Origin of the sequence: Leifsonia sp. NPDC102414, assembly GCF_044765685.1 — a bacterium.
GTDB lineage: Bacteria > Actinomycetota > Actinomycetes > Actinomycetales > Microbacteriaceae > Leifsonia.
Genome location: NZ_JBIWKN010000001.1, coordinates 667,354 through 694,150, shown reverse-complemented (window position 1 = coordinate 694,150; position 26,797 = coordinate 667,354). Strand labels below are relative to the sequence as shown.

The following is a 26,797-nucleotide window of genomic DNA, read 5'->3' as shown; positions in this document are numbered from 1 at the left end:
CTTTGCACGCTGGACGGCGACGGCCCTAGGCTGGATCAATGGCAGACACGAACCCGTTCTTCTCCCCCAGCACCCTCCCGTACCAATTGCCGCCGTTCGCAGACATCCGCGACGAGCACTACCGGCCCGCCTTCGACAGGGGCTTCGAGGAGCAGCTGGCCGAGGTGGCGGCGATCACCGCATCCACTGCAGAGCCCACCTTCGAGAACACCGTGATCCCGTTGGAGCGGTCTGGCCAGACCCTGCAGCGCGTCGCCGAGGTCTTCTTCAACAAGAGCTCGTCGGACTCCAGCGACTTCACCAACGCGCTCGAGGAGGAGATCGCTCCCCTGCTGGCCGCGCACCAGGACGCTATCCGACTCGACCCGGTGCTCTACGGCCGGATCAAGGCCATCCATGACAGCCTGGATGCGCTGGACCTCGACGCGGAGTCCCGCTACCTGGTCGAGCGCTACTACGACGAGTTCACGCTCGCAGGCGCGGGGCTCAGTGACGAGAACAAGGAGAAGCTGCGCGCTTACAATCAGCAGCTCTCCACGCTCACCACCCGGTTCGAGAAGAACCTGCTCGCAGACACCAACGACCTCGCCGTGGTCTTCGACGATGTCTCCGGCCTCGACGGGCTCGGCGACGGCGCGATCTCGGCGGCGGCGGAGGCGGCGAAGGAGCGCGGCCTGGACGGCAAGTACGTCGTCACGCTGGTGCTCCCCACCGGGCATCCGTTCCTCGCCGGGCTGACGAATCGCGACGTGCGCGAGCGCATCATGGCCGCATCCCGTTCCCGGGGCATCCGGGGCGGCGAGAACGACAACCGGCAGCTCGTGCTCGACATCACCCGGCTGCGCGCCGAGCGTGCCAGGCTGCTCGGTTTCGAGACGCACGCCGCGTACGTCACGGCCGACCAGACGGCCAAGACGCCGGAGGCCGTCGCCGCCATGCTCGGCCGGCTGGCCCCCGCCGCCGCGCGCAACGCGCTCGCCGAGCAGGCCGCCCTGCAGCAGCAGCTCGGCGACGGCGGAGAGCTTGCCGCCTGGGACTGGGCCTACTACACCGAGAAGGTGCGCCAGGCGACGTACGACATCGACGTCGCGGCCATGCGCCCGTACTTCGAGGCGGAGCGCGTCTTGCGCGACGGCGTCTTCTTCGCGGCGACGAAGCTCTACGGCATCACCTTCGAAGAGCGGCCTGACCTGGTCGCGTACCACCCGGAGGCGCGCGTCTTCGAGGTGCGCAACGAGGACGGCTCAGAGCTCGGCCTCTACATCCTCGACCTCTACACGCGCGACTCCAAGCGCGGAGGGGCGTGGATGAACCCGCTGATCTCCCAGTCGGCGCTGCTCGAATACCCGACGATCGTCGTCAACAACCTGAACGTGCCGAAGCCGGCGGCCGGCGAGCCGACCCTGCTCAGCTACGACGAGACGAACACGCTGTTCCACGAGTTCGGCCACGCCCTGCACGGACTGTTCGCGCGCGTCACATACCCGAAGTTCGCCGGCACCAACGTGTACCGCGACTTCGTCGAGTTCCCCAGCCAGGTCAACGAGATGTGGATGCTCTGGCCGGAGATCCTCGAGAACTACGCCGTGCACAACGTCACCGGCGAGCGGATGCCGGGGGAGCTCGTCGACAAGCTGCACGAGTCGGAGGCGTTCAACGAGGGCTTCCAGACCAGCGAGTACCTCGCCGCCGCCATGCTCGACCAGGCCTGGCACGCGATCACCGCCGACGACACGGTCGACGACGTCGCCGCGTTCGAGGCGCAGGCCCTCGCGGCCGCCGGCCTCGCCAACCCGGCCGTGCCGCCACGGTACGCGAGCACGTACTTCGCGCACACCTTCTCTGGCGGCTACGACGCCGGGTACTACTCCTACATCTGGAGCGAGGTGCTGGATGCGGACACGGTCGCCTGGTTCACCGAGAACGGCGGCCTGACCCGCGACAACGGCGACCGCTTCCGTCAGCGTCTGCTCGGCGTCGGCGGCTCGAAGGACCCGCTGGAGGCCTACCGCGACTTCCGCGGCCGAGACGCCGTCATCGAGCCGCTGCTGGAACGGCGCGGTCTCGCCGGCTGAGCGCGCACCATCCGTCCGGACGGAGACCCGGCGCACCACGCCGCCGGCTTCTCCGTTCGGACGGATCTTCGGCGCGACACGGCCGGTTCCTCCGTCCGAACGGACGTTCGTCACGGCGTGTCCGCGACCTCTCCGTACAAACGGAACCGCCCCCGTGGTGACGGGGGCGGCTCTCTACGGTTAGTCGCAGGCGGCTACGCCGACTTCTCCTCGCGCCGCGGGCGGTGCGGGACGATCGTCGGCGCGGCGTTCTCGAGCACTGCCTCACGGGTGACGACCACGCGTGCGACCTCTGCGCTGGAAGGCACCTCGAACATGATCGGCCCGAGGACCTCTTCCATGATCGCGCGCAGTCCGCGGGCGCCCGTCTTGCGGAGCACCGCGAGGTCGGCGATCGCTTCGAGGGCCGGCTGCTCGAAGTCGAGCTGCACTCCGTCGAGTTCGAACATGCGCTGGTACTGCCGTACGAGCGCGTTCTTCGGCACCGTGAGGATCTGCATCAGCGCGTCCTGGTCGAGCGGCGTGACCGTGGTCACGACGGGCAGACGGCCGATGAACTCCGGGATGAGCCCGAACTTGTGCAGGTCTTCCGGCAACACCTCGCTGAACAGGTTGACGTCGTCGCCCTTCGAGTGCAGCGGGGCGCCGAAGCCGATGCCCTTCTTGCCTGCACGCTGGGAGATGATGTCTTCCAGTCCGGCGAATGCTCCGGCCACGATGAACAGTACGTTCGTGGTGTCGATCTGGATGAACTCCTGATGCGGGTGCTTGCGTCCACCCTGCGGCGGGACGGAGGCCACCGTGCCCTCGAGGATCTTGAGCAGCGCCTGCTGCACGCCCTCGCCCGACACGTCGCGCGTGATCGACGGGTTCTCGGCCTTGCGGGCGATCTTGTCGACCTCGTCGATGTAGATGATGCCGGTCTCAGCCCGCTTGACGTCGTAGTCCGCGGCCTGGATGAGCTTCAGCAGGATGTTCTCGACGTCCTCGCCGACGTAGCCCGCCTCGGTGAGGGCTGTCGCGTCTGCGACGGCGAACGGAACGTTGAGCCGCTTCGCCAGCGTCTGGGCCAGGTACGTCTTGCCGCAGCCCGTCGGGCCGATCAGCAGGATGTTGCTCTTCGCGATCTCGACGTCGTCCATCGCATCCGCCGAGGTGATCGACCCCTTGGCGCGAACGCGCTTGTAGTGGTTGTAGACAGCCACCGCCAGTGCGCGCTTCGCGGCCTCCTGGCCGATGACGTACTCCTCGAGGAACCCGAAGATCTCCTTGGGCTTCGGCAGGTCGAACTCGCCCGCCGCCTCTTCGCCTGCTTCGGCGAGTCGCTCTTCGATGATCTCGTTGCACAGCTCGACGCACTCGTCGCAGATGTACACGCCCGGTCCGGCGATCAGTTGCTGGACCTGCTTCTGGCTCTTGCCACAGAAGGAACACTTGAGCAGATCGGCGCTTTCCCCGATGCGTGCCATCCCTCTCCCCTCCTTCTCAAGGTCTTTCCCGTCGAGCCTAACCTGTGGAAGCGACATTGGCGCGCACCTGGCCGCATTTGGTCACGCGCGCCACGCGCATCCGTTCTGCTTACAGCAGATGGCGGAAATAGCGCCCTGGCGCGTCGAGGAACGACCGCCAGTGCTGCACGATCCCCAGCCTCTCCCAGGTGGTCTTCCTGATGCCCCACTCGCCAACTTCCAGGATGCGCGCCCCCGGCAGCGCGGCGAGGATCGGCGAGTGCGTCGCACACAGCACCTGCGTGCCGCGGTCGACCATCTCGTTCAGGTTCGCCAGCCAGCGCAGCGACGACTCGAACGACAGCGCCGCCTCCGGCTCGTCGAGGCACACCAGCCCTGCGACGTACTGCGGGTGGTTGAGCTTGTTCTCCAGCAGGTCGTTGAACGACTCTCCGTGGCTCAGCGAGTGCAGGTGCCTGTCCGGGCTGCCCGGCAGCGCTTCGAGGTAGGAGTAGTAGCCGTGCATGGTCTCCGCGCGCAGGAAGAATCCCCAGCGCGGAGCGGACGGGCTGCGCTCCACCATCAGCCACTCCCCGAGCGGAGACTCGCTCGGGCGCGTGGAGTGCGACCCCTGGTTGCTCCCGCCCTCCGGCGGCAGGCCGTACGCGGTCGCGATGCCCTCCACGATGGTGGACTTGCCGCTGCCGTTCTCCCCCACCAGGAACGTCACGCCCTGCGCGAGTTCGAGCCCCGTGCGGAGCAGCTGCGCGACGGCGGGGATGTTCGCCGGCCACACATCAGGATCGTACGCTGCGTCCGCATACGCCCTGACGCGACGAACGGGGCGACTGTCGTCCAGACGATCGCCCCGTTCGTTCATCGCAGCAGGCTCGGGATGCTTTCTTACTTGACCAGCGCCGGGAGCGTCTTGCGGCTCGTCAGCACCTGGTCGATCAGGCCGTACTCCAGGGCCTCGGCCGCCGACAGGATCTTGTCGCGGTCGATGTCCTTGTTGACCTGCTCCTGCGAGCGGTTCGAGTGGCGCGCGAGCGTCTCCTCGAGCCAGGTGCGCATCCGCATGATCTCGTTGGCCTGGATCTCGATGTCGGACGCCTGCCCCTGGCCTGCCTCGCCGACGGCGGGCTGGTGGATGAGGATGCGGGCGTTCGGCAGGGCGAGACGCTTGCCGGGGCTGCCGGCCGCCGTCAGCACGGCGGCGGCGGATGCCGCCTGCCCGAGCACGACCGTCTGGATCTGCGGGCGGATGTACTGCATCGTGTCGTAGATCGCCGTCATCGCGGTGAACGAGCCACCTGGCGAGTTGATGTACATGACGATGTCGCGGTCCGGGTCCTGGCTCTCGAGCACGAGGAGCTGGGCCATGATGTCGTCTGCCGAAGCGTCGTCCACCTGCACGCCGAGGAAGATGATGCGGTCCTCGAACAGCTTGGCGTACGGGTCCTGGCGCTTGTAGCCGTATGCCGTACGCTCTTCGAAGCTCGGGAGGATGTAGCGCGAGCCGGGAGCCTGGACCCCGTTGAACGCTTGACCGCCGAAGTTGGGGATGTTCATGTCGATTCCTATTCCTTCCGAGGTCTTACTTCTCGTCCGCGGTTCCGCCGCCGCCGACGACCTCGGTCGCCGTCTCACGGATGTGGTCGACGAAGCCGTACTCGAGGGCCTCCTGCGCGGTGAACCAGCGGTCGCGGTCACCGTCCGCGTTGATCTGCTCGACGCTCTTGCCCGTCTGGGCCGCCGTGATCTCTGCGAGGCGTTTCTTCATGTCGAGGATGAGCTGCGCCTGAGTCTGGATGTCGCTCGCGGTGCCGCCGAAGCCGCCGTGCGGCTGGTGCAGCAGGACGCGTGCGTTCGGGGTGATGTACCGCTTGCCCTTGGTACCGGCCGTGAGGAGCAGCTGCCCCATCGAGGCCGCCATGCCGATGCCGACCGTGACGATGTCGTTCGGCACGAACTGCATGGTGTCGTAGATGGCCATGCCGGCCGTGATCGACCCGCCTGGCGAGTTGATGTAGAGGTAGATGTCGCGCTGCGCGTCCTCCGCGGCGAGGAGAAGCAGCTTTGCGGCGATCTCGTTCGCGTTCTCATCCCGGACCTCGGACCCGAGCCAGATGATGCGGTCCTTCAGCAGTCGGTCAAAAACACTGGGTTGCATGCCCATGTCGGCCATGTGTCGCTCCATTTCCTTGTCGCTTCGAACATGAATCTATCGGAGCCCGTGACGCATTTCCGGCCTGTTCGCCGTGGGCAGACGAGCGTGGCGCGTTCGGCGGCGCGCCTGCTCCGCGCGGGGCGGTCAGCTCTGGGCGATCAGCTCAGGGCGAGCATCGCGACCCCGCCGAGTACCACGACGGCTCCCGCCATCCGCTGCGCCGGCTTCGGCTCGCGCAGGATCAGCCACCCGGCCAGGCTCACCAGCACCACGCTCAGCTCACGCGCGGGGGCGACGAGCGAGACAGGGGCGAGCTGCACGGCGCTCAGCACCAGGATGTAGGACAACGGGGACAGCACCCCTACGATCACCACCTGCCACCGAAACCGCCGCCACACCGCGACGACCTCCGCGCGTCGCCGCACGAGCACGGGAGCGAGCAGCACCACCTCGCCGAGACTGCATCCCACCATGAACGCGACGGGAGAGACGCCGAGGTCGTTGACCGTGAACGCGTCCCACAGCGTGTAGACGGCGATGGTGACGCCGGTGAGCAGGCCGTAGAGGATTCCGGGGCCGAGCATCCGGTGGATCCCGGCTCGCCGCATCCCGGGCTGGTCGAGCCCGCGCATCCCGGGCTGGCCTGGCCGTCCCGTGCTGAGCCCGATGCCGACGATGCCCGCCACCACGACGGCCGCCCCCGCCAGCGCGAGTGCAGATGGATGCTCGTGGAACAGCACGATCGCGAACACGACGGACAGCAGCGGCCCCGTTCCCCGCGCCATCGGGTACACCACGGAGATGTCGCCGTGCGCGTACCCGCGCTGCAGCACCCACATGTACCCCACGTGGATGACCGCCGACACGCCGGAGCCGAGCAGCATCCAGCGGAGGTCGGCACCGTTGATCGCGAGGTCGACGCCCGCGATCGGCAGCCACAGCACCGTGGATGCGATGGCGCCGAGCAGGATGAACGGCAGCCCGCTGGCGCTCGCCCGTTTGGAGGCGAGATTCCAGGTGGCGTGCGCGAACGCGGCGATCACGACGAGGGACAGGGCGACGGGTGACACGAGGATCCTTTCGTTCGCCGCGATGGCACGACGAAGGGATCCTCCGGGCTTTTGTCCTGTCAGATGACGGCGACGCTGTGCGCCGCCGTGGTGCCGCTCGGACCAGACCTCCCGCGAACTCTTCCGGGGAACGGAACCCTAGGCACTGTCGAGGTCAACGCTACCGGGTGGTGAGCTCGTGCGCATAGTTGGCGACCGCGCGTCGGTACAGCGGGAGGTGCGGCGCGAGGGCACCGACCGCGGTCGCCACGGCAGCGGCGTGCCTGCCGAGGTCGTGCAGAGCGAGCGCGAGGAACGCGCGTGCCGCATCCGCCAGTTCGTGCTCCGGGTGCGCGGTCAGTTCCGCATGCAGCAGCTCCACGCTCTCCCCCGGCCTGCCGAGGTTGCGGAGGGTGCTGGCGAGCTGGATGACCGCCTGCGCGCGCTGCGGGTCTGCGAGGCCCCCGGCGATGGCTGCGCGGTAGAGCGGCTCCGCGTCGGCCTCGCGGCCTGCGTAGTCGCGTGCGCCTGCCGCTTCGAAGAGCGCGGAGGGGTCGTCAGCCGGACGCTCGGAGACGAGTGCGTCGATGCGCGCGACGGTCTCCTCCTCGGAGGTGGCGGCCGCCGCATCCCACACGGCGTCGATCCTCTGCTGCCAGTCGTCCATCGCTCCTCCTCCGTCCGCCGTGGCGTCGTCACGGCCGCGCTCGGTCGCTCGGTCGCGCGGTCGCGGGTACGCGAAAGGCCGGGCGCTGTGCGTGCCCGGCCTTCGCGTGTGGTGCTACTTCTTCTCGGAAGCGGCCTTCTTCTTGGGAGCGGCCTTCTTCTTGGGCTTCTCTTCGGCCGGCGCCTCGTCGGCGGCGGGAGCCTCGTCTGCGGTCTCGTCAGCCGCAGGGGTTTCGCCCTCTGCCTCGTCGTCGTCCGGCGTGATGGTGAACTCGCTGAGGTCGACCTTCTTGCCGTTGGAGTCGACGACCTCGGCGCGGCTGAGGACGATCGTGAGGGCCTTGTTACGGGCGACCTCTCCGACCATCGACGGGATCTGGCCGTTCTCGCTGAGGATCTTCACGAACTCGTTCGGGTCCATGCCGTACTGGGCGGCACCCTGGATGAGGTACTGGCTCAGCTCGTCCTGGTTGACCTTGACGTCTTCGACGCGGGCGATCTCGTCGAGGAGGATCTGGGTGCGGAAGGTCTTCTCGCTGGACTCGGCGACCTCTGCGCGGTGCACGTCGTCCTCGAGGCGGTTTTCCTGCTCGAGGTGACGGTGCACCTCGTCCTCGACGAGCTGGGTCGGGACGGGGATCTCGACGGAGCCGAGCAGCTGCTCGAGCAGCTGGTCGCGTGCAGCGGTGCCCTGACCGAAGGTCTTCGAGCGCTCGACCTGCTCGCGCACGCTCTCGCGCAGCTCGGCGATCGTGTCGAACTCGCTGGCGATCTGCGCGAAGTCGTCGTCCGCCTCGGGAAGCTCGCGCTCCTTGACGGCGGTGAGCGTCACGGTGATCTGCGCGTTCTCGCCCTCGTGGTCTCCGCCCATGAGCGGAGCCTCGAACGTGGTGGTCTCACCGGCGGTGAGCGTGTCGAGTGCCTCGTCGATGCCCTCGATGAGCTCGCCGGAACCGATCTCGTAGGAGATGCTGTTGGCAGTGTCGACCTCTTCGTCACCGATGACGGCGACGAGGTCGATCTGCGCGAAGTCGCCCTTCTTGGCCGGGCGGTCGACGGTGACGAGCGTGCCGAAGCGGCTGCGCAGGCTGTCGAGCTCCTGGTCGACGTCCGCGTCGGAGATGTCTGCGGCGTCGACGGTGATCTTCAGGTCGTTGTACGGCGGCAGCTCGATCTCGGGGCGCACATCCACCTCGATGGTGAGCAGCAGGTCGCCGGAGAAGTCCTTCTCGTTGGGCCACTCGGTGATGTCGGCCTCCGGGCGTCCGAGCGGACGGACGTCGTTCTCGTCGACGGCCTGACGGTAGAACCCGTCGAGCCCCTCGTTGACGGCGTGCTCCAGGACGGCGGCCTTGCCGACCCGCTGGTCGATGATCGCCGGCGGAACCTTGCCCTTGCGGAAGCCCGGGATGTTGACCTGCTCAGCGATGTGCTCGTAAGCGTGCTTGATAGACGGCTTGAGCTCCTCCGGCGTCACCGAGATGGTGAGCTTGGTGCGAGTGGGGCTCAGCTTTTCGACCGTGGTCTTCACGTTGTTGGCTTCTCCTGATTATTGAAACGATGGTCTCGTCGTACATGACTGGTCGGGGCGACAGGATTCGAACCTGCGACCTCCCGCTCCCAAAGCGGGCGCTCTAGCCAAGCTGAGCTACGCCCCGGGTTACTAACCACAACCCGCCCGGTCCGCTACCCCGACACGAGCAAACCCGTCGGGGGCGAAAGACCACGCACGAGTCTACTGCACGCGCGTACATCGCCGCGCGCCGCCACCGTGGTCACCGCGTGCGCTGGCGTGGCGGTCGGAACCGGGCCTGAACCTGTACTACGATGTCCTGGTGCCCATCGCGAGATGGGAACGGGGATGTAGCTCAATGGTAGAGCCTCAGTCTTCCAAACTGATTACGCGGGTTCGATTCCCGTCATCCCCTCTGTTACAAGCACTGGGCGAGCGGCCCGTCGAGCGAAACGCTCCGGAACGCGATCCCCGTCAAAACCCCGCGCAGCCTTCGGGTGATCACCGAAACGTCGCCGCGCGCATCGGATGCTAGCGGCGGATATCCTTTGGACAATTCGAAGGGACTCTCAGCATGGGGCTTGAACTATACGACCTGCTCTCAACACTGAAGCAGCGCACCAAGACCAAACTCGAAAAGCAACCTGAGGTTGTTGAAAAGGACTCGTCGTTTGACGTAGGCAATCTTCCCGTGGACGCGGCACGATGGCACCGTCTCAGTGACGTGGTGGCCGTCGTGTTCGACCTGAAGTCCTCGACAAACCTCGAGCGGGGACGCACGCCCGCGAGCACGGCGAGCATCTACGACGCGGCCGTAGGAGGCGCTGTGAAGGTACTTGAACAACTCGGTGCTGACTTCGTGGATATCCAGGGGGATGGCGGCTTCGGCCTATTTTGGGGAGACTCGCGTTACGAGCGTGCGATGGGAAGCGCAATAACGATTCGAACCTTCTCGGACGACTTCACGGAGCAACTTGAGGCCAAGTGGAAAGGGGCGCCCTCAACCGGCTTCAAATTGGGAGTCGCGAGTGGCCCGATCCTTGCGAAACGGGTTGGGCTCGCTCGGCACTTAGACCTTCAGGAGCCGGTATGGGCTGGCCGCGCGGTCAACTACGCTGCAAAGGCCGCCCAACAGGCTGACCCGAAGCACATCTTCGTCACTGGAAGCGTGTGGGACGCGATCGGCGACAATGAATTTCTCGCATTCTCGTGCGGGTGCGACAGCGGTATTCCGGGCGGAACGCCGAGCCTGCTGTGGGAGAGCATCGAGCTTAACAAGATCCCCGATGACGAGCGCTTCGGCCAAGCGCTCAGGAGCGGCTGGTGCCTAACTCACGGTGAGCCATTCCTCAATGCAATCCTCGACGGCCAGACCTTTCGGGAGGATGTGGCCGTCGACGAACGAAGCAAGCGAAATCTGTTGGCGTCGGGAAGCACGGACCTTATTGCGGCCCGCAAGACACGTGAAACCGAGCGACAGCGGGTTGCGAGCGATTCTGCTGCGCTGCTTAAGGCTCAGTCGAAGTGAGGAAGCGGACCAGTGTCGACGGGCACATCGAAGTCGCGGAGGCGATCCTGCGCGAGGCTCGCGAAGAGCTTTCGAGGGCGGACAACAAAGCAGCCCTTCTCTTGGCTGCCGCGGGCGTAATCGTCGGCGCGCTGTTGGCCGCATTCATCGCGGGCGATTGGACACCTGCAAAGCTGCCTTCCTGCGTGCAATGGCTCTGGTGGATCGGAGCAGCTTCGGGTTGCGCTGGGCTGTTTTCACTCGCTACCGCGGTCTATCCACGCACCAAGTACCGTGGGCAGCGAGCACCAGCTGTGGTGACGTACTTCGGCGATGTCGTGAACACTCTGCCAAGCGAGCTGAAGGAACGACTCATCGCCACAGCGAAGGCTTCGGACGCTCGGGTGCTCGACCAGGTGGTAATTGTTTCGAGCATCGTCGATCGCAAGTACCGCGGCATTCAATTCGGGCTTTGGATGTTCGGCGCATGTGGAGTGCTCTGCACGGCGGCTGTGCTGATCGGCTTCTTGGCTCATCCGGGCTCGTGAGCCGGCCCTGACTTCGTACTCGACCGGAAGATAACTTGACAACTCGCGATTACATGGTCGCAGCGAACGCCTCGAACTGCGCGATCTCTGCGCTGTAGTCGGTGGGATAAAGGTGCGAGTACACCGTGTCCGTCGTGACGAGCGAGGCGTGGCCCATCCACCGGCTGAGCTTGTACGGCGGGATGCCCGCGGCGAGCATCAGGCTCGCGTAGGTGTGGCAGAGGTCGTGCCAGCGCATCCGCGGCGGTAACCCGAGCCCCGGTAGCAGCGGACGCATGTAGTACTGCAAGACCGATCCGCAGTCGATGTTGCGGGAGAAGTCGAGCCGACGAGAGCCGTTGCTTCGAGACGGCCAGAACAGCGCGTCCGGGTCGCCGGAGCGCGGGTGCGTCAACAGGAATATCTTCAGCTCCGCGATCAGCGACCGATCCAGCAGCGGCACGTCGCGGTTGCTGCGCTTCGACTTCGGCGTACCGACCGTCCACGCTCCCCCAATCCGTTTGATGGTCTGGCGGACCTCCACGTGCGCGCCAGTCGCATCGAGCACCACGTCCCGTACCCGCAGGCCCTGCACCTCGGCGGCGCGCAAACCGGTGAGCGCACAGAACCGCACCAGCAGCCCATAAGGCTCAACGTTGTCGAGCGCTGCGGCGAGAGCATCCATCTGCGGCTTCGAAAGGAAGACAGGCGCGAACGTCTCTTTGTGCACGTTCTTCGGGAGCTCCACGGCGTCGCAGGGGTTATGCGAGATGAGGCGATGGCGGACCGCATACCGGAACACCTTGTTCAGCGCGACGTAGTGATTGTGGACCGTGTTCGGTGCCTTACCCGCCGCGACAAGCCCGCTCACCCATCCCTGCACCTCTTGGCTCGTGATCGCTGAGATGCGCTTGGCGCCGAACGTTGGCAGAATCCGCGTCGCGTAAAGGTTCTCGTACTGCACGATCGTGCCCGCCTTCAGCCTCGGTCGGCTAGCGTCCAGCGAGGCCGTCACCACAGCTTCGAACTTCTCGCTACGTCCGGCCAATTCGGCGGTTGGCACTCCGGTGGCTTTCGAGTTCTCCACCGTGAACGCGTGGCGCTCGGCGTCGCGCTTGACGGTGAAGGTCTTTTGACGTTCCCGCCCAGCGTCGACCCAACGCACCTCCCAGGCTCTGCCGCTCTTCCGGGCTACCTCTCTTACGTGTGCCATCAGCGCTTCTCCACTGCTTTGTGTACGGTGTCGGTGGTCAGAAAGCTGCCGAGCAGCCATTCCGGATCGCGAGATGCCTGCCACTGGTAGCGCGCCCAGATGTGCACGCTCTGGCCGCGGGCTGAGATGCGCGTGACGACTGCTGGGTGCTGGTAGCTCTCCATCACGATGTGTCCAGGTCGGATGCTCGACGCAGGGACGGACTTCGTCTTGGGTGTGTAGTTGATCTGGCTCATGGCGCGGTCCACCCCATCTGCTCGGCTGCGTCCGCGGAGACGGAGCCGTTCGGGTCGGCTGCGGGCAGGGTGAGGACGACGGTGCCGCTCTCGTAGTCGCCGGTGATGGCCGGCTCGCCCACTGTGTATGCGGCGGGGTCGGTCGGGCTGACTGCGATTCGGACCTCGACGTTGTCGGAGAGCAGGTCGAGGATGCCACGCAGGTGGCCGACGCTCAGGTGCTCGGCCACGCCTACTCACCTACCTTCTTGACGATGTCGGCCGGGGCATAGGTGCCGAAGTTGGACTCGCTCGTGACGGACCAGCGCGAGGCGTGCGGCTTTACCCAGACGCGGGTTAGTCCGTGGCGGAGACGCTGCAGTCGAGTGACGGTGGCGGGGCGAACGGGGCCGATGGGTCGTCTGCGCGAGTCGATGACGTCGCCGACGGCGAGGTCTGCGATGGGGATGCTGATGAGGTTGGACATGCGTGGTGCCTTTCGGGTTCGGGGTGTTAGGCGGCGCGGTTGAGGATGCGGGCGACTGTGGAGGCGTGCCAGGTGCCGCCGTGTGCTGTCTCGACGCGTTCGGCGTTGAGCTGGGTGGCGACCTTGGCGAAGGAGAGGCCGTGCGCACGTAGCTCGTAGAGCCGCGTCTCCGCGTCGCGAGACAACGCGCGCGGACGGCCGACCTTGATGCCGCGGGCTTGTGCGGCCTTGAGCGCTGCGGACGTTCGCTCGCCGATGATCTCCCGCTCCCACTCCGCGACCGATCCCATGACGTTGGCGACGAGCTTCCCTGTCGCGGTTGTCGTGTCGACACCGAGGTCGATGGCGATGAGCGACCAGTGCTCCTTCTTCGCTCTGGCGAACAGAGAGGAGAAGTCCTGCATTGAACGTGAAAGCCGGTCGAGCTTGGCGACGACGATCGCCTCGGCCTGACCGCGCTTCAACGTGGAGAGCGCGGTCTGGAGCGCAGGCCGGTCGAGCGACTTGGCAGACTTGCCCTCGTCGGTGAGCCAGACCACCTCCCAGCCCTTCGCGGTGGCGTGGGCTTCGATAGCGGCGCGTTGGGCATCCAGACCGAGGCCGCTTCTGCCTTGTTCCTCGGTGGAGACTCGGGTATATCCGATCACTCTGTTCACGTCGTGTTCCTCTCGTTCGGCGTACTGACGTGAGAGTGAATCGAACGCCAAACCGGACGCTTTGGCTACATGCCCCCAGATTCCTCCGCGTAACGCGTCCAAAATCGGTCGGTCAGGCACGTCTACTGATCCGGGGCCAACTCGCCGCATTTCAGGCTCCCTGTGAGCGGTAGGCATGAGTTCACCGCCGCTTCACGCGTCCGAGCGGGCGGAGTCCGTCGCCATCACCCCGGCGTGCTCTGGCGAACCCCTCCGCCCGCCAATCCGCATCCGTCTTCCGCGTGGGCGGTTCAACAGCGAAGTCCGCGCGCTCGGCCTCGGATGTCTGCCCGTGCTTAGCCGGTGCCGTTGCGGGATCTTCGGAAGGAAGCGAAGCAGGATGTCCGTTCCGCTTCCGACGCTGCCGACGCTGTTCGTTCTCGCGCATCTGCTCGTCCAACCTTGCCTCGTGCTCGGGGTCTTCCTCGATCAGCTCAGCGTCGACTACTGTTTCCAGGGCCTTGGCCTCCAGCTCGCCGATGTGCACAGTGCGGACGAACTTCGCCTTCATCTGGTCCCACTGCGACACTCCAACCTCAACCTGGAGCTGCTGGGTGCCTACGACGTTGGCCCGGTCGAGGGCGTCGCGGATCGCAGCGAGCTGTACTGCGGCGGGCACGTCTCCCGACGCGGCCATCCCCAGCAGACGCTCCACCAGCGACTCGGTCGCCATCGCCAACCGCACCTGTGCTGCGCGGCGTACCTGCGGGGCAGACCCGCCGTGCATCCGGCACACACTCGCACCGAGAATCGCCCAGTTCCGGCAGGGCTCGCCGTTCTTCCGTCTCGCACTGCATCGGGTACCCGAATGCACGGGGTCTGTCTTCGTAGCCATCTCAAACTCTCCAGTTCTTCTCGTTGAACCCAGCCGGGCAACTCTCGACACGACCAAGAACAGACGGTCGCCCGGCTGGGGGCTTATGTGGGTGCTCCGGGCATCTTTCAATCGGACCCGCCTCCCTAAGGGACGGAGGCGGGTCGGGTTGACCCTCCCGGCCTCGCCCCTGGGCTGTTCCCGGCTGGGCAAGTCGCCTTGGAGGCGAGGCTGATACGAGGCGACTTGAAATCTCAGACGGCGTAAGGGGCACCGGGATTCCTTTCGGGCAACCCGCCTCGTATCCGCCTTGGACCCGAGGCGGGTTGGACGGGCCGAAATCAGGTCACCTCCGGTCCGAGGCGGAATGCCGTTCATCGAGCATCACCGCCCGAAACCGAAAGCTTGGGTCGAGGGTCCGTCGAGACGCGCCAGCGGAGGCGGGTTCTGCCGTCGGAACCGAGCGCCCTCTCCGACACAATCCGTCCGTCCTCGACCAGCTCGTCCCAGACAGCCTTGAAATGAGCCTCGCCCACCTTCGCGAGCTTCTTCACGACTTCCCGCGCTCCGGTCTGGGTGTGCTCCAAAGGCTCCTGCTCCAACAAAGTCAGGATGTGAGCGCCGATGGCGTCAGTACGAGCCGACGACTGCGCCTTTTCGCCCCAGCCGACTGACCGAACCGCAACGGAGATGTCGCCGAGGTGCTCTCCTGTATCGGGGTCGAAGCGACCCACCGACCAATCCACGACGTACTGCTGGCCGCCCCACTGTCGTGAGCCGAACTGAATGCCGATGGAGAACTCACCCTCGTCCACCCGAGGAGGAGAGGCGTGATTCTGAAGGATCCAGCTGTCAGCCCAGACGCCCATGCCGGACTGTGCGATGGAGTCGAGGTCGAGGTCCTTGCCGCCCGTCTTGCGGAAGTGATCAGCGAGGATGAATGCGACGCCGGGAGGCATGCTTGCATGAACTTCTGCGAGCATCGCGCCCCGGTCGTACATGTTCTGCGCCTCGATGCCCGGAGGATGGAACGCGTAAAGCGGGTCGATGACGATGAGACCCGGCTTCTCGACCCGCACCGCCGCAGTCAAAGATTCGAGGAAGTCGTCTCCGGTGAGGTCGCCTGAGTCGAACACCATCCGCAGCGGGAGCCTTGCGAGGCTGACGTCCATCGCACTCGCCATCCGTTGGAGGCGACGTATCGTTGGAGCCTGGCCGCCTTCGCCTAGATACATCAAGACAGGCCGCGCCTTCGGCACTTCGAATTGGCCGAGGAAGGGCTCGCCACTAGCGACCGCCAACGCCAACGCCAACAAGGTGTACGTCTTGAGGGTCTTCTTCTCGCCCGCGAGCGTCCCGAAGGAGTCGAGCGCCCACACCCCCTTCACGAGCCAGTCCATCGGCGCCACAGGCTCGGCCAATTCGGCCGCGGAGACGACTTGGAATCGCTCACGCTTCCCGTCCCCTCGGCGTAGCCGATCCATTTCTACGACTACGCGCTGTGCCGTCCCGCCACCAAGTTGGAAGTAGTCGGTCCAGTCCTTCATCGACTTGTCGCCGAACGGCATACCCAACTCGGTAAGGTCGAAAATTCGCACAGCCGACGCGCTCTGTCGAAGCTGCTCGACCCACTTCTGCGCGCCTTCAACGCCAGAGTCGTCGGTGTCGAAGCCGATGAAGACTTCACGTCCAGCCAGAGCAGAGAGATCCTTGGGGACGCTCTTTGCTCCGGCGGTACCAGTAACGGCGACGAACCCACCGATCCCCATCTGGTTGACCAGCAAGGCATCCCACTCGCCTTCGGCGACGATGACCGGCAGATCGTTCCCGCTCAGCACCTCGGTGAACGCGAGGGTGTTGGTGCCATGACCTATCTCGTTCAGCATCTTGTTCTTGGAGGCGGACGCGTCGTACCGACGGATGTTCACAATTGTCCCGTCGATGCGGACTGGAATCGTGATCCGAGTGCCGTCGTGGCCGATGGTGAAGCGTTCGATGGTGTCGAGCGAGAGGCCGCGATGCTCTTGGAGATACACAAGTTCGTCTGGAAATTGGCCTGCTAGGAGAGCTTTGTGCCACCTCTGCGGCTTAGCCTGGTCGGCGAGGCCCTGCACGACGGCCTCAGGACCGCGTACACGCTTCACGATGCGCGCGGACGGGCCAGAGCGACGACGCGACACTTGGCGTGGATTGAGGCCGATGCCCCGTAGCCCCTCGGTCAGGCCCTCCCAGTCGTCGCAGCCGAAGCAGTTGACAACGATGGGGCGCTTCGTTCCTCGGGTGAAGCCGAAAGACGGAGTTGCGTCGTCGTGGTTGGGATTCGGGCAGTGACCGTCTGACCACTGCGTCTCACTAACGCGGACTGCTCCCGTTGCATCGGCGAGAAGTCTTTCCGCGTGAGTTGGCGGAGTCCAGTCGTGTGTAGCCACTGTGCTGCGCCTACTTAGTGGCGTTGGCAGCGGGAGCGATGGTGCAGGCCTCGACGTAGGCGTCTAGCTGCGCCTGCGAGAAGCGCACGTGCAGACCGCCGAGCTTGGTTGCGCCGAGTTTCCCTGATGACTTCGCGCGTTCCACCTGTCGGACTGACATCCCGAGATAGGCCGCGGCTTCTTCGTACGTGAACCATTTGCGAGGTGTGATGTTGATGGACATTATGGGTTCCTCTTCCCGGAGAGTCGAGAAGGGTCCCTTAAACGACAAATGCCGAGCAAGGAACCGAACTCGACAGATGTTTGTCGGTTGGGTTCCCGTTGCTCGACCAGACGTTCACAGCTTGGTCTTACGAGGCGTCTCCCGCGAGTCGTACTCACTCGGGAGCCGATAGCCTCGGCCCTCTGACTGCTTCTTCGCTACCTTCGATTACTCGAAGGGCTGGCCGCTATTCGTCCTCCGGTTCTCATGACACTGCATGGCCTTCGGAACAGCGGGGTACTGCACTAGATTCGGGACGCGCATGGCGCTCCCTGGTCCGTGGTAAGTCTACCTCGGAGAGCGTTGGCGCCGCTCGGAGCCGTCGGACAGCTCCGCGAGCCGGGTGTGCATCCGCATTCTTCGGAAGTGACGCGGCGCGTCGTCGGTCGGCTCTGCTGAGATCCAAACCTCGACTCCTATGTCGGCCGCGTCGAGCGCGCCCAGCATCACCCATCCGCGGCGCGCAAGGCGGTGCCCGGAGGGATGCGACCCGTAGAACACGTACTGCAGGCTCTGCGCGACGTAGTGGCCGGAGAGATGCGGTAGCAGCCCGCGGAGTTCGAGAATCCACAAGCGGATTGCTGCTTCGCCGAGCACGTTGTTGGGGAAAGTGTGATCGCTGTCGAACGTGACTTGTACCGTTGCTCGTTCGACCGGCGAGAGGAATCGCGTGGGGCATGCGCGAGGCTCAGGAAGCCGTATCCGCTCCCTAGGCTTAGCAGCCAGTGCGGACAATCGATCGGGCAAGCGAACGCCCGACTGCGCAGTTGGCGTAGCGTTTTTGTCAGGGAACATGTTGTACTCCTTCGTTACGGAGAGGCCCACGCGCGTATGCCGGGTGTGTGGGCCTCTCGACGTTGTTAGATGGTGGGCCGGACGATCTTCCACTTGTCCCAGAGCGCAACAAGGTCCTCGTAGGGAGCAGCGAGCTTCGGCTGTCGATAGGCCTCGTCTGCTTCGGCCTTCTCCAATGCCCGGATCGCCTTTTCGCCTTCAGAGCGGAGCTCTTTGTACCGAGAAGCAAGCGCTTCCAGGTCCACCTTGGGTCGGTCAAGCTCGTAGAGCACTTCGCGGCGGAGCGCGCTTGCGATTTCTGCCGCCGCATCCTCGTCGATTTTGGCCTCCGCGCGCGCAGCCTGCGCTTCCGCTACAAGGCTCTGTTCGTGCGTGCGGACCCGGTCGAACACAGAGCGGTCGATAGCTGACACCGTCTCTGCTTCGGTGGCCGTGTTGGGGTACGTCCGCAGCCGCACGGCAATGCGCACGTCGTTCGGGTTGGGCTGGTACTCGGTCATGGCCATGCTCCTATCGGCGGGCGTTGCGCTTGGCGCGCGCGGCCAGGTTGTCGATGCGTCCGCGGGTGATCTCGGCTGCGTCGGCTTGCGCGAGGGCGCGTTCGAATGCTGCCTCACAAGCCGCGAGCTCCGCGTGGATGTCGGAGATGCGCTGCCGGTACCGCCCTCGATAGGTGTCTGTCTGGTTTGCGATTGCGGGACCGCCGGACGCGGGATAGGGCGGCAACTGGATTTCCTTTGGCATGGTTAGTTCCTTTCAGCTCTTTCGGAAGGCCGACGAGTCAGGGTGGGCGTGACGTCAAGCAACGCGGACGGCGGCACTACGCCGTGCGCCGAGAGATGGCGCACGAGCGCATCACGGACAATGGCTGCTTTCGACACCCCGCTGACCGCGACAAGCCGGTTCAGTGCGTCGTCCAGACCGGGACTAATCCCGATTCTGAGATCGACCGAGTTGCCGAGATTGGGTTGACCGCGTGACTTCATTTGCTCGCCTCTCATATGTTAGCTAAATGAATTCTACGCGTGGAATGGTTCGCGCCGCTGGCCGGCTCGTCTCTCAGAATCCGAGATACGCGCTGCACATTGACGTTTAGGTTTCTGCACTCGTCGGTCCAGCAAAATCGAGCGCGCAAGGCTCGGGATTAGCGAAGGTTGAACGGGACGAAAGGACTATTCGAATGCCCAACAACAGCCCCGATACGGCGACCTACTCTGAGTACGGACTCCCGCGAGACTCCCGAATCCTTCCTAACGGTCGCAAACGACCGTTGACCGCGCAGGAGAATGCGCGAGCGATTCGTCGGGCCATGTTGCGCGATGACAGCACCCTGCCAAGCAACGTACGTCCGCCGCGCTCGGCCTGACGCGCTAGGCCCCCGGTAGGAGCCCTGGGTCCTAGTGCTCAACGCAACCTAGGGCTCCGCCCCGTTCGCACGCGAGCGCCCATCCTTCTGAGCACGGGAGACCGCTAGGTCAGGTCGCCCAACCATGAGTAGTGGGGCATTGATTCGGCGCTGTTCGGTTGAAGCTTCAGCCCGTACCGCAAGAGCTTCTTGTCCTCGTATCGGTAGAAACGCGGTGCAGTGCGGCGCAGATAGTCCCGCTCGACATATCCCCATTTGTCGGGCTCAAACGCGGTTGCAGTGGAGGACGCAACGATGTCTCCGAACTGCAAGAGCTGGATGTCTTCGTTGTTTGCGACGGACCCTCCAGCGCGATCGAGCCACTGCATCTTGATCTCCCCAGGAGCCCTTCGGAGTCGGTCTTCGTACTCTCGGAAGTAATCCTTCTGCATGCCCTTGTAGTGGCTCACTGTGTAGTGCAGCTTCTTTCCCTTGCTCGCCGCGAACCACGATAGACGTTCGAGCAACAGCCGAAGCGTGAACTGATAACGCACCTGCGCGTTCGGAAGACTGTCAGTGATGTGTTCTCTGCACACAACGACCGCAGAAAGCTTGATCCAGTCCTGGTCGCCAAGACTCTGAGTCAGATACTTGCGAGCACCGTGCTGATTCACCTGGTTCCAGTGCAGGTGCTTGCCTTCTTGCCGATGCGTACCTTCACGCAACTCCGCGAGGAAGTCGACCGCACGTTGTGCGCTTTGCTCCTCATCGATGATGAACGCACCCAAGACAAAGTGCTTCGAGGATCGGGCAGCTTCGCCCGCAACGCCTGACTCGTCTATGTAAGCCTGCAGCATGTGCTCAGGATGCCAGAAGCCACCGTCAGGTCGGGATGGAAACCCCGTCAGAAACTGATCGCGCGATCCCCGTCTGAAGGCCAGAAAACCCCGTCACCGTGCTCCGCCGGGGCAAACCGGCGCACCCCAGAGCGCACCGAGTAACGGGGTCTGAACTCGCGACCTCCCAGGAAAACACTCGGCAGGACGGGTGACGGCGGATCAGCTCGGTGCGCTTCGGTTCTCCCCGGATTACTCACGGCGAGGGTCTTCCAAACTGATTACGCGGGTTCGATTCCCGTCATCCCCTCCATCGAGTGCCCGTGAGCCCTGCTTCAGGCCTGTTCCACAGCCGTCTCCACCTCCCGCATCCGCTACCTCGACGAGATACCAGTAACTGCGAGGCGATGCACAGATTTACACGCAGATAATGGCATCTCGTCAGGCATGCGGTTGGCTGGTGACCTTGGCGTGCAGCAGCACGACCTCCGAGGCGAAGCCCGCGCGCTCGTAGAAGCGCACGGCTCCCGGGCTCGAATGCACGGTCACGCGTTCCAGGCCCAGCTCGGATGCGCGTTCCAGGACGGCCAGCACGAGCCGCGCGCCGATCCCCGCGTCGCGAAGCCGCGGGACGACGTACGCGCACTGCAGGTCGCCGGAGGCGCGGTCGAACGCGCGTGCGCTCGGAACGCGGAGGGTGACGGCGAGCCACGCCATCCCGACCACCTCCCGGTCGGCGGTCGTCACCGCGACGAAACAGGTGTGGGTCGAGTCGTGATCGGCGGCCCAGGCAGCGAATCGCACTGCGAAGGACTCGCGCGTGTCGTCCGGCTCCCCGCCGTTCTCCTCGAGCGAGTCCCAGCGCAGTCCGCCGACCGCGAGGAGGTCGGACACTGAGGCTGGCTTGATATCGACGTCGGCGTGCATCCAGCCACTGTACGCACGGCGCAACACAAAGCGGTCGGTCCCCACACCGGGAACCGACCGCTTCGCACGTGCACAGCGCGCGGGGACTACTCCGTCCCGACCGCCTTGTCGGCCGCGTCGCGGGCGCCGTCGATCTGCGACTCGAACTTGCCTCCCGTGACCTTGTTGGCCGCGTCGGCGACGCCGTCGAGGAGCTTGTCGCTGATGTCTTCGGCCTGTTCGCTCTTCAGAGCGTTCTTGACCTGGTCGCTGTCGAGGAACTCTTTCGCCTTGTTGGTGATGTCGTCCAGTCCGGCCATGGGGCACCTTCTTTCATCCGAGGGATCGAAGTGCCTTCATTCTGGTGCCGCCGCCGGCAGACGGCAAGGGTCGCCGCCGCGTCAGCGCTGCAGGAACGCCAGCACCGCCAGCACCCGGCGGTGGTCGTCGCCGGAGTCCTCCAAGGCGAGCTTCTGGAAGATCGAGGTCACGTTCTTCTCCACGGCCCCCACGCCGATCACCAGCCGCTGGGCGATGCCTGCGTTCGTCCTGCCCTCCGCCATCAGCTGCAGCACCTCGCGCTCGCGCGGCGTCAGCGATTCCAGCGGGTTCGTGCGCCGCACCAGCAGTTCGCGCACCACCTGCGGGTCGAGGACGGTGCCACCGTCCGCCACGCGGGTGACCGCATCCCGCAGCTCATCGAGCGAGGCGATGCGGTCTTTCAGCAGGTAGCCTGTGCCACCCTGACCACTCGCGAGGAGTTCCTGCGCGTACGTGCCCTCGACGTACTGGCTGAGCAGCAGCACTCCGATCTCCGGATGCTCCGCCCGCAGCGTGAGCGCGGCGCGCACGCCCTCGTCGCGGAACGTCGGCGGCATCCGCACGTCGAGGACCGCCACGTCCGGGGCGAGCGAGCCGACCGAGGCGAGGAGCGCATCCGCGTCCCCGTAGGCGCCGACGGTCTCGAAGCCCGCCTCGTCGAACAGGCGCACCAGACCTTCGCGCAGCAGCACGGAGTCGTCGGCGATGACCAGGCGAAGGCTGGTGGGGTCACTCGAAGTCACCCCACCAGCCTAGAGGCGGGGCACAGCCGGTGGATGCGCGCAGCAGCCACCAGTGCACGTCCGCGCACCCTGGCCGAGTCACACCGGGATGCGCGCCCCGATCCGCGTGGGACCGCCCACCGGGCTGTCCACCACGAACTCGCCGCGCAACCCGCGCACGCGCTCGTCCAGCCCTGCGAGTCCGTGCCCTGCGAGCTTCGACGCTCCCCCTGTGCCGTTGTCCGTCAGCCACACGCTCAGCCACGCCGCCCCTGTCGCCTGATCGACCGTGCGGTCGAGGAACAGCCGCGCCTCCGTCGCGCCGGAGTGCTTCGCGAGATTCGCGGACAGCTCTGCGGCCACGAAGTACACGCTGCGCTCCAGCTCCGGCGAGAACCGCGTGCCCTGCTGCAGCGACGACTCCACCCGCAACGGGATGGGGCTGCGCGCGGCGAGCGAGTCGACGGCGGCGACGAGTCCCCTGTCCTGCAGGATCGGCGGGGCGAAACCGCGGGACAGTGCTCGCAGCTCCTCGAGGGTGTCGTGGGCCTGCTGGCCGGCCTCCGCGAGGATGGCGCGTGCCGCATCCGGATCGTCGGAGAGTTTGCGCTCCGCTGCAGCGATGTCCATCTGCAACCGGACGAGCCGCTGCTGCGGACCGTCGTGCAGGTCGCGCTCCAGCCGACGCAGCGCCTGGTCCTCCGCCACCACCGCTGCACCACGGGATGCGGACAGGTCGGCCACTTCACGCTGCAGCGCCTCCGAGCGCCACGCCCCGAGCATCCCGAGCGCGATGACGCCGTGCAGCGAGGTGAGGCCGCGGGTGATGAACGGAAGGGTGACGGCGAAGATGACGCCGACGATCAGCTCGAGGATCGCATCCCCTGCCCGAGGGTCGAAGGTCGAGTGGATGCCGAACACCCAGTCGACGACCACACGCGAGAGGTAGATGTCCCTGCCGTTATCCGGGGTGAAACGCTCCCAGAACCACGCTGTCAGGCCGCCGAGGGCGACCGAGGTCCAGACGATGGTGAGCGTCCACGAGACGATGCTGACGATCGGGTTGATGATCAGAGTGTGCAGCAGGTACAGCCAGTAGTGGCCGTTGACGAACGGCCCGAACATGGCGCGCCAGAACGGCTGCGGCGTGCCGGGCTCCGACCACTGAGGCTCGGTGATCGGCGGGCGCCCTGCCCAGCGCAGACGCACGATCTCCAGCGTCCCGAACGCACGGACGACGTAGAACGCGGCGATCAGCACGAACAGACCGACGTAGATGACGATGGTGCCGACGCCCGTCCAGAACAGGGTCAGCCCGACGGACATGCCGATGATCGCGATGGGCATGGTCAGCAGCAGGAAGCCGAGCTCGCGGGGCACGCCGCGCCAGAGGCCGCCGTAACCCCGGCGGGTGACTGTGGATGCGGCGGACGCGTCGGCCGGTCGCGCGCCGGCGGGCTGCGCGTCGCCTGGTCGCACGTCGCCTGGCCGCGCGTCGCCTGGCCGTATGTCGGGGGTGCTCACAGCATCCAGAGTGCCAGATGTCGTGGCGGCGCGGACGGGAGGTGTGTCTGTGCTCATGGTTGGTCTCCTTCGTGTTCCTCCAGCCTCCCGAACCGGCGCCGGCGCTGGTATCGAGCGGCCGCCCGGACCTGTGCGGGGGTTATCCCACCCTTAGTTAGCGGAGGCTCAGCTTCGTTGCGGAATTCCTGTGGACGCGTAGCGTTGTCTTCAGTCAGCAGAAAGGACGCCAACCCATGACGGACATCGCCGCAACCCAGAGTGTTTCGAACCCCGACGTCGCCGCCGGAGTCGCCCAGTTCCTGAGCCCCGTGGTCATCGACCTCACCGCCCTCGTCGTCAACGGCAAGCAGGCCCACTGGCACGTGCGCGGAGCCAACTTCATCGGCGTGCACGAGCTGCTCGACGTCATCGTCGACCACGCCCAGGAGTGGGCCGACCTCGCCGCGGAGCGCATCGTCGCCCTCGGTCTCCCCGTCGACGCCCGCCTCGGCACGGTCGCAGCCAAGACCAGCACGACCGAGCTCACCGCAGGCTTCCGCCAGTCGAACGACACCATCGCCGAGGTCATCGGCCAGATCGACGCTGCCCTCGCCAACGTGAACGCCGCCGTCAAGGAGCTCGACGAGCTCGACCAGACCAGCCAGGACATCGCCATCGAGATCGCCCGCGGCCTCGACAAGGACCGCTGGTTCCTGTTCGCGCACATCAGCAAGTAGCGCAGCCTTCCGCGGCACGCCCGCATCGAATGGCCCTGGATCGTCCGACGATCCGGGGCCATTCGCCGTCCCGGGGCCGGCGCATGCCCGACGAGATGCCAGTGACTGCGCTCAGGGCACGGATATCGCGCGCAGATACTGGCATCCCGTCGATTAGCGTGCCGTGGCCTGTGGACGCGCGTGTGGAGTGGCGTCCGACGACGGCACCTCCCTCACGCAGACGAGCGCTGCTCGGCGGGCGCCGGTTCCTCGACTGCGCGGGCTACGCCCAGCCGAGCGTGTCGTGCGTGAAGCGGCCGGCCAGCAGCGTCGCGGCCACGGGCATCCCACGCAGGTCGGCGGCCAGGCAGGTGAACGGGTCGGCGTCGAGCACCGCGATGTCCGCCGGCTGGCCCGCCCGGATGCTCGACCGGGTGGATGCGCGCAGCGCGGCCTCCCTGGACAGCGCCTGCTCAGGGTGCCACGGCGACCGGCCGTCGCGCGACCGGGTGACGGCGGCCGACAGCGCGATCCACGGATCGAGCGGCGCGACGGGAGCGTCCGAGCCGAAGGCGATGGTTGCGCCTGAGGCGTGCAGTTCCGCGAGAGGGAACGCACGGTCGGTCCGGCCGGCCCAGAGCGCGTCTGCGACATCGCGGTCGTCCATCGCGTGCTCCGGCTGCACGCTCGCGGTGACGCCGAGCCTGGCGAAGCGCGGCACGTCGACGGCCGAGACCAGCTGTGCGTGCTCGATCCGTCCCCGGCAGCCGACCGTCTCGAACGCGTCGAGCGCCAGCGTGTTCGCGCGGTCGCCGATCGCGTGCACAGTGGGCTCGATGCCGGAGGAGGCTGCGCGCCGCATCCACTCGACGAGTTCGGCGTTCGTGAGATTGGCGATGCCGTGCCCTCCGTCGGGATACGCGCTGACGCACAGTGCGGTGCGCGTGTTGAGGGAGCCGTCGCTGATGATCTTCGCCGGTCCCACCGTGAGCAGGCCGTCCGTGCCGTCGATGACGTCTCCCGTGCGCAGCCCGGCCGCGATGGCGCGCTCCAGGTCGTCGGGGTAGACGCCGAACTCGACCCTGAGCGCCGCAGCCGAACCACCGGATGCGCCGGAGCCGGTGGACACACCGGCGCCGGTGGATGCGCCCCCGGCCATCCTGCGCTGCCACACCTCCAGGTTCCAGCCGTACTCGAGGTCGACGATCCCGACCACGCCACGCGCGGCTGCCGCCGACGCCGCCTCGGCCGCCCACCGCTCGAGGGTGGCGTCGTCGGCAGCGGCGAGCAGGCTGGTGACGGCGAAGCTCGCGTCCTCGCGCAACACAGCTGCGGACGGATCGTCTGCCGTCTCGGGCGCGAACCGTCGCGCGGCCGCCGTGCTCAGCCAGGAGCAGTGCAGGTCGCCGGCGATCAGGACGACAGCGCGGCCGTCCGCTGCCGCATCCAGGAGGGCGCGGGTGGGCTGGTCCGGCCAGAGCGCGTCATGGAACCCGAAGCCGACCAGCGGCTCCGCCGCCGCCCGCTCCCCTGCCCGGCGCGACCCGCCTGCCGGGCTCCGCGGCTGCTCCGCGTCCTCCGCTGCGATGCGCGCACACACGAGGTCGGCCGCCTCCGCCGCCGATCGTGCCCGCGAGATGTCGAGCCGCCGTGCGGTCTGCGCCCACTGGGTGAAATGCACGTGCTGGTCCCACAGCCCTGGAACGATCCACCGTCCGTCGAGCTGCACCTGCCGAACGGTCCCCGCGGCACTGATATCCCGTGCAGCCACGCTCCCGGCATCGCCGACGGCCACGATCGCCCCGTCGCGCAGCAGCACATCGTGCTCGCCGTCCACGCCGGGCAGGCGTGCCCCGCGCAGCAGCACCGCCTCTGCGCTGCTCCCCTGCTGCGTCACCGCGCCGCGCGCATCCGGTCGTGCACCCTGCGCATCTCCGCCGCCAGGTCGCGGCTGGCGTACACGCCGTCGCCTTCGAGTTCGCCGATGATCCTGTCGACCGTCTCTGCCGGCTTGTTCTGGCTGAGCTTGCTCTTCGCGACGATCTTCGTGGGCGTCAGGCGCATCCCGACGGTGCCGGAGGAGATGCGCTGCGCGTACGCCGCGTCCGCGGGTGCGCCGAGCATCCTTCGCGGTTCTGGCATCCTGTCCTCGAAGTGGTCGACCAGCTTGCCGAGCACCTCGAAGTTCTCCTCGTCGCTGAGGATCTCCGGCACGCCGCTCAGGTGCGCTGCCGTGAAGTTCCAGGTGGGCACGGCCGGGTTGGCGTCGTACCAGCCTGGCGAGATGTAGCCGTGCGGCCCCTGCACCACCACGAGGATCTCGTGCTGCCCCAGCTCGTGCACCAGGTCGTCCGGACGGCCGACGTGCGTGACGATCGAGAGCTCGTCGCGCGACTCGTCGACCAGGATCGGGTAGTGCGAGGCGACCAGCCCCTCCGCGGTGCTGCTGACGATCGTCGCCCACGGGTTCAGACGGATCAGCCGCTTGATCTCCTCCACGTCGGCGAGGGCGAAGCTGGGGTTCTGTCTCATCGGCTGTCTCCGGTCGGGGTCGGCTTGGTCAGGCTCGGGCGGTGTTCAGCA

29 protein-coding genes, 2 tRNA genes and 1 pseudogene are annotated in these 26,797 nt (G+C 66.2%); 5 read left to right on the top strand and 27 right to left on the bottom strand.

Translation table 11 applies throughout. The features are described from left to right. Positions 1-38: 38 nt before the first annotated feature. Positions 39-2,075 carry a M3 family metallopeptidase gene (locus ACIRCZ_RS03245; protein ID WP_402849584.1) on the top strand — a complete coding sequence of 679 codons (2,037 nt, stop codon included), beginning with the start codon at positions 39-41 and terminating at the stop codon, positions 2,073-2,075. 194 nt (positions 2,076-2,269) lie between these two features. Here ACIRCZ_RS03245 and clpX read toward each other — a convergent pair whose 3' ends face one another. From clpX to ACIRCZ_RS03205, 8 genes are all read right to left on the bottom strand, one after another. Further along, positions 2,270-3,544 carry an ATP-dependent Clp protease ATP-binding subunit ClpX gene (gene clpX / locus ACIRCZ_RS03240; RefSeq protein ID WP_402849582.1) on the bottom strand — a complete coding sequence of 425 codons (1,275 nt, stop codon included), beginning with the start codon at positions 3,542-3,544 and terminating at the stop codon, positions 2,270-2,272. Positions 3,545-3,653: 109 nt separating this feature from the next. After that, positions 3,654-4,403, bottom strand: coding sequence for an AAA family ATPase (locus tag ACIRCZ_RS03235; protein ID WP_402849579.1), 750 nt, complete (start codon positions 4,401-4,403; stop codon positions 3,654-3,656). Positions 4,404-4,426: 23 nt separating this feature from the next. After that, positions 4,427-5,095, bottom strand: a complete 669-nt coding sequence (locus ACIRCZ_RS03230) for an ATP-dependent Clp protease proteolytic subunit (protein WP_055893428.1) — start codon at positions 5,093-5,095, stop codon at positions 4,427-4,429. A gap of 25 nt (positions 5,096-5,120) precedes the next feature. After that, positions 5,121-5,711 (bottom strand): ATP-dependent Clp protease proteolytic subunit, encoded by a 591-nt coding sequence (locus tag ACIRCZ_RS03225; RefSeq protein ID WP_055893424.1) that lies wholly within the window; start codon positions 5,709-5,711, stop codon positions 5,121-5,123. Between the two features lie 140 nt (positions 5,712-5,851). Next, the gene (locus ACIRCZ_RS03220) at positions 5,852-6,763 is read right to left on the bottom strand and encodes an EamA family transporter (RefSeq protein ID WP_402849575.1); all 912 of its coding nucleotides are present in this window, start codon (positions 6,761-6,763) and stop codon (positions 5,852-5,854) included. Between the two features lie 160 nt (positions 6,764-6,923). Then, the gene (locus ACIRCZ_RS03215) at positions 6,924-7,409 is read right to left on the bottom strand and encodes a tetratricopeptide repeat protein (RefSeq protein WP_402849572.1); all 486 of its coding nucleotides are present in this window, start codon (positions 7,407-7,409) and stop codon (positions 6,924-6,926) included. A 114-nt stretch (positions 7,410-7,523) separates the two neighbouring features. Continuing rightward, positions 7,524-8,939 carry a trigger factor gene (gene tig, locus ACIRCZ_RS03210; RefSeq protein ID WP_402849569.1) on the bottom strand — a complete coding sequence of 472 codons (1,416 nt, stop codon included), beginning with the start codon at positions 8,937-8,939 and terminating at the stop codon, positions 7,524-7,526. Positions 8,940-8,988: 49 nt separating this feature from the next. Further along, positions 8,989-9,066: transfer RNA gene (locus tag ACIRCZ_RS03205), tRNA-Pro, on the bottom strand. Between the two features lie 199 nt (positions 9,067-9,265). Between ACIRCZ_RS03205 and ACIRCZ_RS03200 the strand changes: the two genes are divergently transcribed. From ACIRCZ_RS03200 to ACIRCZ_RS03190, 3 genes are all read left to right on the top strand, one after another. Next, a tRNA-Gly gene (locus tag ACIRCZ_RS03200) sits at positions 9,266-9,336 on the top strand. Positions 9,337-9,495: 159 nt separating this feature from the next. Beyond that, the gene (locus ACIRCZ_RS03195; protein WP_402849566.1) at positions 9,496-10,449 is read left to right on the top strand and encodes a hypothetical protein; all 954 of its coding nucleotides are present in this window, start codon (positions 9,496-9,498) and stop codon (positions 10,447-10,449) included. Next, the gene (locus tag ACIRCZ_RS03190) at positions 10,446-10,976 is read left to right on the top strand and encodes a Pycsar system effector family protein (RefSeq protein WP_402849563.1); all 531 of its coding nucleotides are present in this window, start codon (positions 10,446-10,448) and stop codon (positions 10,974-10,976) included. The genes ACIRCZ_RS03195 and ACIRCZ_RS03190 overlap by 4 nt, the downstream gene beginning before the upstream one ends. 49 nt (positions 10,977-11,025) lie before the next feature. On the opposite strand, the gene ACIRCZ_RS03185 is transcribed toward ACIRCZ_RS03190, so the two are convergent. The 17 genes and pseudogenes from ACIRCZ_RS03185 to ACIRCZ_RS03105 all read right to left on the bottom strand — a co-directional run bounded on the left by ACIRCZ_RS03185 (position 11,026) and on the right by ACIRCZ_RS03105 (position 23,576). After that, positions 11,026-12,120, bottom strand: a complete 1,095-nt coding sequence (locus ACIRCZ_RS03185) for a tyrosine-type recombinase/integrase (RefSeq protein WP_402849560.1) — start codon at positions 12,118-12,120, stop codon at positions 11,026-11,028. A 47-nt stretch (positions 12,121-12,167) separates the two neighbouring features. Next, a complete protein-coding gene (locus ACIRCZ_RS03180; protein ID WP_402849557.1) occupies positions 12,168-12,404 on the bottom strand; it encodes a hypothetical protein in 237 nt (78 codons plus the stop codon). Further along, positions 12,401-12,634: a hypothetical protein gene (locus tag ACIRCZ_RS03175; protein ID WP_402849554.1), complete on the bottom strand. Its 234-nt coding sequence runs from the start codon at positions 12,632-12,634 to the stop codon at positions 12,401-12,403. The genes ACIRCZ_RS03180 and ACIRCZ_RS03175 overlap by 4 nt, the downstream gene beginning before the upstream one ends. Before the next feature lie 2 nt (positions 12,635-12,636). After that, entirely contained in the window at positions 12,637-12,870 is a 234-nt protein-coding gene (locus ACIRCZ_RS03170; protein ID WP_402849551.1) for a hypothetical protein, read from the bottom strand. A 26-nt stretch (positions 12,871-12,896) separates the two neighbouring features. Next, the gene (locus tag ACIRCZ_RS03165; protein ID WP_402849548.1) at positions 12,897-13,526 is read right to left on the bottom strand and encodes a recombinase family protein; all 630 of its coding nucleotides are present in this window, start codon (positions 13,524-13,526) and stop codon (positions 12,897-12,899) included. A gap of 181 nt (positions 13,527-13,707) precedes the next feature. Continuing rightward, a complete protein-coding gene (locus tag ACIRCZ_RS03160; protein WP_402851710.1) occupies positions 13,708-14,238 on the bottom strand; it encodes a hypothetical protein in 531 nt (176 codons plus the stop codon). 51 nt (positions 14,239-14,289) lie between these two features. Then, a pseudogene (locus tag ACIRCZ_RS03155) lies at positions 14,290-14,400 on the bottom strand (hypothetical protein); the annotation flags it as partial. A gap of 353 nt (positions 14,401-14,753) precedes the next feature. Beyond that, complete coding sequence (locus ACIRCZ_RS03150; protein ID WP_402849545.1) at positions 14,754-16,808, bottom strand: AAA family ATPase; 2,055 nt, start codon at positions 16,806-16,808, stop codon at positions 14,754-14,756. A gap of 10 nt (positions 16,809-16,818) precedes the next feature. Further along, positions 16,819-17,031 (bottom strand): excisionase family DNA-binding protein, encoded by a 213-nt coding sequence (locus ACIRCZ_RS03145; protein WP_402849542.1) that lies wholly within the window; start codon positions 17,029-17,031, stop codon positions 16,819-16,821. A 327-nt stretch (positions 17,032-17,358) separates the two neighbouring features. Then, positions 17,359-17,865, bottom strand: a complete 507-nt coding sequence (locus tag ACIRCZ_RS03140; protein ID WP_402849539.1) for a hypothetical protein — start codon at positions 17,863-17,865, stop codon at positions 17,359-17,361. 65 nt (positions 17,866-17,930) lie between these two features. Beyond that, positions 17,931-18,365 carry a hypothetical protein gene (locus tag ACIRCZ_RS03135; RefSeq protein ID WP_402849536.1) on the bottom strand — a complete coding sequence of 145 codons (435 nt, stop codon included), beginning with the start codon at positions 18,363-18,365 and terminating at the stop codon, positions 17,931-17,933. Positions 18,366-18,375: 10 nt separating this feature from the next. Continuing rightward, a complete protein-coding gene (locus ACIRCZ_RS03130; protein WP_402849533.1) occupies positions 18,376-18,609 on the bottom strand; it encodes a hypothetical protein in 234 nt (77 codons plus the stop codon). Positions 18,610-19,335: 726 nt separating this feature from the next. Then, entirely contained in the window at positions 19,336-20,067 is a 732-nt protein-coding gene (locus ACIRCZ_RS03125) for a DUF3800 domain-containing protein (RefSeq protein WP_402849530.1), read from the bottom strand. 420 nt (positions 20,068-20,487) lie between these two features. Then, the gene (locus ACIRCZ_RS03120) at positions 20,488-20,973 is read right to left on the bottom strand and encodes a GNAT family N-acetyltransferase (protein ID WP_402849527.1); all 486 of its coding nucleotides are present in this window, start codon (positions 20,971-20,973) and stop codon (positions 20,488-20,490) included. Positions 20,974-21,059: 86 nt separating this feature from the next. Continuing rightward, positions 21,060-21,272, bottom strand: coding sequence for an antitoxin (locus ACIRCZ_RS03115; protein WP_055893386.1), 213 nt, complete (start codon positions 21,270-21,272; stop codon positions 21,060-21,062). Positions 21,273-21,353: 81 nt separating this feature from the next. Continuing rightward, the gene (locus ACIRCZ_RS03110) at positions 21,354-22,016 is read right to left on the bottom strand and encodes a response regulator transcription factor (protein WP_055893382.1); all 663 of its coding nucleotides are present in this window, start codon (positions 22,014-22,016) and stop codon (positions 21,354-21,356) included. Between the two features lie 78 nt (positions 22,017-22,094). After that, complete coding sequence (locus tag ACIRCZ_RS03105) at positions 22,095-23,576, bottom strand: sensor histidine kinase (RefSeq protein WP_402849522.1); 1,482 nt, start codon at positions 23,574-23,576, stop codon at positions 22,095-22,097. Positions 23,577-23,752: 176 nt separating this feature from the next. Between ACIRCZ_RS03105 and ACIRCZ_RS03100 the strand changes: the two genes are divergently transcribed. Then, positions 23,753-24,235: a Dps family protein gene (locus ACIRCZ_RS03100; protein ID WP_055893379.1), complete on the top strand. Its 483-nt coding sequence runs from the start codon at positions 23,753-23,755 to the stop codon at positions 24,233-24,235. Between the two features lie 262 nt (positions 24,236-24,497). On the opposite strand, the gene ACIRCZ_RS03095 is transcribed toward ACIRCZ_RS03100, so the two are convergent. Beyond that, positions 24,498-26,111 (bottom strand): amidohydrolase, encoded by a 1,614-nt coding sequence (locus ACIRCZ_RS03095; RefSeq protein ID WP_402849518.1) that lies wholly within the window; start codon positions 26,109-26,111, stop codon positions 24,498-24,500. After that, a complete protein-coding gene (locus ACIRCZ_RS03090; RefSeq protein ID WP_402849515.1) occupies positions 26,108-26,746 on the bottom strand; it encodes an FMN-binding negative transcriptional regulator in 639 nt (212 codons plus the stop codon). The genes ACIRCZ_RS03095 and ACIRCZ_RS03090 overlap by 4 nt, the downstream gene beginning before the upstream one ends. Positions 26,747-26,797 lie beyond the last annotated feature (51 nt).

Bases quoted from the DNA above. Each gene is read 5' to 3' on its own strand.
- ACIRCZ_RS03245 (WP_402849584.1), top strand. From the start codon at position 39: ATGGCAGACACGAACCCGTTCTTCTCCCCCAGCACCCTCCCGTACCAA.
- clpX (WP_402849582.1), bottom strand. From the start codon at position 3,544: ATGGCACGCATCGGGGAAAGCGCCGATCTGCTCAAGTGTTCCTTCTGT.
- ACIRCZ_RS03235 (WP_402849579.1), bottom strand. From the start codon at position 4,403: ATGAACGAACGGGGCGATCGTCTGGACGACAGTCGCCCCGTTCGTCGC.
- ACIRCZ_RS03230 (WP_055893428.1), bottom strand. From the start codon at position 5,095: ATGAACATCCCCAACTTCGGCGGTCAAGCGTTCAACGGGGTCCAGGCT.
- ACIRCZ_RS03225 (WP_055893424.1), bottom strand. From the start codon at position 5,711: ATGGCCGACATGGGCATGCAACCCAGTGTTTTTGACCGACTGCTGAAG.
- ACIRCZ_RS03215 (WP_402849572.1), bottom strand. From the start codon at position 7,409: ATGGACGACTGGCAGCAGAGGATCGACGCCGTGTGGGATGCGGCGGCC.
- ACIRCZ_RS03195 (WP_402849566.1), top strand. From the start codon at position 9,496: ATGGGGCTTGAACTATACGACCTGCTCTCAACACTGAAGCAGCGCACC.
- ACIRCZ_RS03180 (WP_402849557.1), bottom strand. From the start codon at position 12,404: ATGAGCCAGATCAACTACACACCCAAGACGAAGTCCGTCCCTGCGTCG.
- ACIRCZ_RS03170 (WP_402849551.1), bottom strand. From the start codon at position 12,870: ATGTCCAACCTCATCAGCATCCCCATCGCAGACCTCGCCGTCGGCGAC.
- ACIRCZ_RS03160 (WP_402851710.1), bottom strand. From the start codon at position 14,238: ATGGCGACCGAGTCGCTGGTGGAGCGTCTGCTGGGGATGGCCGCGTCG.
- ACIRCZ_RS03145 (WP_402849542.1), bottom strand. From the start codon at position 17,031: ATGTCCATCAACATCACACCTCGCAAATGGTTCACGTACGAAGAAGCC.
- ACIRCZ_RS03140 (WP_402849539.1), bottom strand. From the start codon at position 17,865: ATGTTCCCTGACAAAAACGCTACGCCAACTGCGCAGTCGGGCGTTCGC.
- ACIRCZ_RS03135 (WP_402849536.1), bottom strand. From the start codon at position 18,365: ATGACCGAGTACCAGCCCAACCCGAACGACGTGCGCATTGCCGTGCGG.
- ACIRCZ_RS03130 (WP_402849533.1), bottom strand. From the start codon at position 18,609: ATGCCAAAGGAAATCCAGTTGCCGCCCTATCCCGCGTCCGGCGGTCCC.
- ACIRCZ_RS03125 (WP_402849530.1), bottom strand. From the start codon at position 20,067: ATGCTGCAGGCTTACATAGACGAGTCAGGCGTTGCGGGCGAAGCTGCC.
- ACIRCZ_RS03120 (WP_402849527.1), bottom strand. From the start codon at position 20,973: ATGCACGCCGACGTCGATATCAAGCCAGCCTCAGTGTCCGACCTCCTC.
- ACIRCZ_RS03115 (WP_055893386.1), bottom strand. From the start codon at position 21,272: ATGGCCGGACTGGACGACATCACCAACAAGGCGAAAGAGTTCCTCGAC.
- ACIRCZ_RS03105 (WP_402849522.1), bottom strand. From the start codon at position 23,576: ATGAGCACAGACACACCTCCCGTCCGCGCCGCCACGACATCTGGCACT.
- ACIRCZ_RS03100 (WP_055893379.1), top strand. From the start codon at position 23,753: ATGACGGACATCGCCGCAACCCAGAGTGTTTCGAACCCCGACGTCGCC.
- ACIRCZ_RS03090 (WP_402849515.1), bottom strand. From the start codon at position 26,746: ATGAGACAGAACCCCAGCTTCGCCCTCGCCGACGTGGAGGAGATCAAG.